The organism is Enterococcus plantarum (assembly GCF_001730295.1).
Lineage (GTDB): Bacteria > Bacillota > Bacilli > Lactobacillales > Enterococcaceae > Enterococcus_L > Enterococcus_L plantarum.
Window position 1 is genome coordinate 1 of record NZ_MIKA01000030.1, and the last position, 2235, is coordinate 2235.

3 protein-coding genes are annotated in these 2235 nt (G+C 35.6%); all 3 read right to left on the reverse strand.

The features are described from left to right. Positions 1 to 11 precede the first annotated feature (11 nt). The 3 genes from BCR22_RS09745 to BCR22_RS09755 all read right to left on the reverse strand — a co-directional run bounded on the left by BCR22_RS09745 (position 12) and on the right by BCR22_RS09755 (position 1531). Positions 12 to 284: a hypothetical protein gene (locus BCR22_RS09745; RefSeq protein WP_069654724.1), complete on the reverse strand. Its 273-nt coding sequence runs from the start codon at positions 282 to 284 to the stop codon at positions 12 to 14. A 14-nt stretch (positions 285 to 298) separates the two neighbouring features. Next, a complete protein-coding gene (locus BCR22_RS09750) occupies positions 299 to 481 on the reverse strand; it encodes a hypothetical protein (RefSeq protein ID WP_069654725.1) in 183 nt (60 codons plus the stop codon). Between the two features lie 561 nt (positions 482 to 1042). Then, positions 1043 to 1531 (reverse strand): hypothetical protein, encoded by a 489-nt coding sequence (locus BCR22_RS09755; RefSeq protein ID WP_069654726.1) that lies wholly within the window; start codon positions 1529 to 1531, stop codon positions 1043 to 1045. Positions 1532 to 2235: the final 704 nt, after the last annotated feature.

Below are 2235 nucleotides of genomic sequence, written 5' to 3' on the forward strand. Positions count from 1 at the left end.
ACAGTTAGCTTTTACTCCATTGACCCAAAAGCTAGTATTGAAGCAAAGAAAGTAAGCAGCACGGATAGGCCTCTATCTTTATGCAAAAAATCTATGAAACTCAGTTGTCGAATACTTTCTTTTACATTCTCAAACATGTAGCCAATAATTGGAAGATTGAGCGATTGTACAAAAGTCATTTTTATGAGTATAAATGTGCCAAAAAGTAACACTATCTCATAAATAACAAATAAAAATAGAAACTCTATCAACGACTTTTTCCATTCGTTTTTACTATCATTCATTCTTGCACTCTCTCCTATCCAAAAGCTTCTTTTACTTCTCGTGCCTGGTGCAATAATTCCGCAAGCATATCCTTTTCGTGATACTGACGATTGTTACCTGCTTTCTTGCGTTCCTTCCGTTTTTTATCCAGGAGAAACGCCAAATCTTCGTTCATTTGATCGGTAAACGTAATATATCTTCGCTTTTTTGAAGCCATGGTGTTCCCTCCTTCGGGTGTCACACCCATTTCAATTGGGTGTGACACCTAAATATGATTAGCCTTCTCTTATTTACTAATTTTGTATCTTGTTACGCAATAGTGTTGCTGTCGCAGGGTTTAATAGCATCCGTTCACCCCAAACTCTCGGAAACGGCATACGAACCTCTCGCATGCCTGAGCAAGTTATTGATCCTTAGATCAATCTCTCCGTGTATTGTGACATTTTTACTGTTGTAGTTCTAACCCCTGTCCCTTAGTAGTCACGCTGATAAACAGGGCGGTCATTGCACACCGACATATAGGTTTCGTCTTCTTTTATTCTTTCTCAGTTTTCCATCCTATTGGTTAAAAATAGGCGTTGTACTGCTTCCTCTACCTAGATAACTAAGAATCAAGCAATAATATAATCCTTTGTTGCAGCTTTTTCTAGTTACCCTCTCAACCTAAGTTCATAAGCTTTCGATTCGGCTCTAAAAAAGTCTGAAATTGTCTGAAACATGTGTTGCTAATTCGTTTGTTTTAAATTAGCAAATAAGAAAAGGCTAATTTTCTATTCAGTTAAGTTTGTTGGAGTTGCTTATTTTCTTGTCGCAATCGTTCATTATCTTTTTTCTCTTTTTTTGCATTTTTAATGCGTTGCTGCGCTCGTCTTTTAACAACATCTGGTTGATTCTCTTCACAAATCAGCGGATAAGCAGCTTTCGCTAATTGAGCGCCCTGTAATGTTTCACCCATTCCCTTCCCTGTTTTTCTTAATGGCAATAGTCTCGCTTGATTTCTTTTATAGTTTCCTGATCTTCTAGCAAGCAACACACCTTTGTTTTTTTGAGAGTAAACACGTTCAATTTCGTTGTAGATATCCGCTAGTTCAACTGGATTCGTTTGAATAAGGTGTTTCCGCCCCTCTATGTATTCAATAGTCTGTTGAAAGATTCGATCACCTTCAATGACAAATTCTCTCTTTTTCCGTCCTTTCTTATTTTGAAAAAGTATTACTCTCTTTCCGTATTTCAATACTTCTTCTGGAGTCATAATCGTTGTTCGCATAGGAACTCTCCTTTCTTTTTCATCAATTTCTAACAAGTTAGCAAACAACAAATCGTTGAAACGGTACAAAAAAAGGGGACGACATACATTTGACTGTATATCGTCCCCTTAATCGTAACTATCACACACGTTATCTATTATAAATTCCTTAACTTACAAGTAAATAACTATAAAAACAGACATTCGTTCAGTAAAATAAAACAAGTTGAACGATACCCAATGAGAATTCGGCGCTATTTTTTAGATTAAATGGCTTGTTAGACAAAAGAATGAATGTTCCTCTGTCATTTTCGTTAAAGAATTGCTATAATAAGACGTTGTGACAACCGTTACAACAAGGAGCCTATATCAGTTTCATGTACTGGTTTTACATGAGCTGACACCTTTGATTCTGCTTGACCTTGTAAAAGAACGCCAATTCTTTTGCAGGGAAGGAATCACTGGTGGGCTACTTATTTTATTTGTTGTTCACTAACTTCTTAAAGTTAGTATTTAATTGTTTCTTACTTGTTGCGTAAACAATACCACATTAAATTTTGTTGCGCAACTTTTTTATTATACCCCGCCTTGAATAACAAACACAGCAATTGTTACTAGAGGGGCTATCATCAAAGAAATCATTTGTAAACACCTCATTTCATTTAGTAATTAGATATATCTTGTACTTAGTTTATCACACAAGAATACATTAAAAAAGCTTTTTT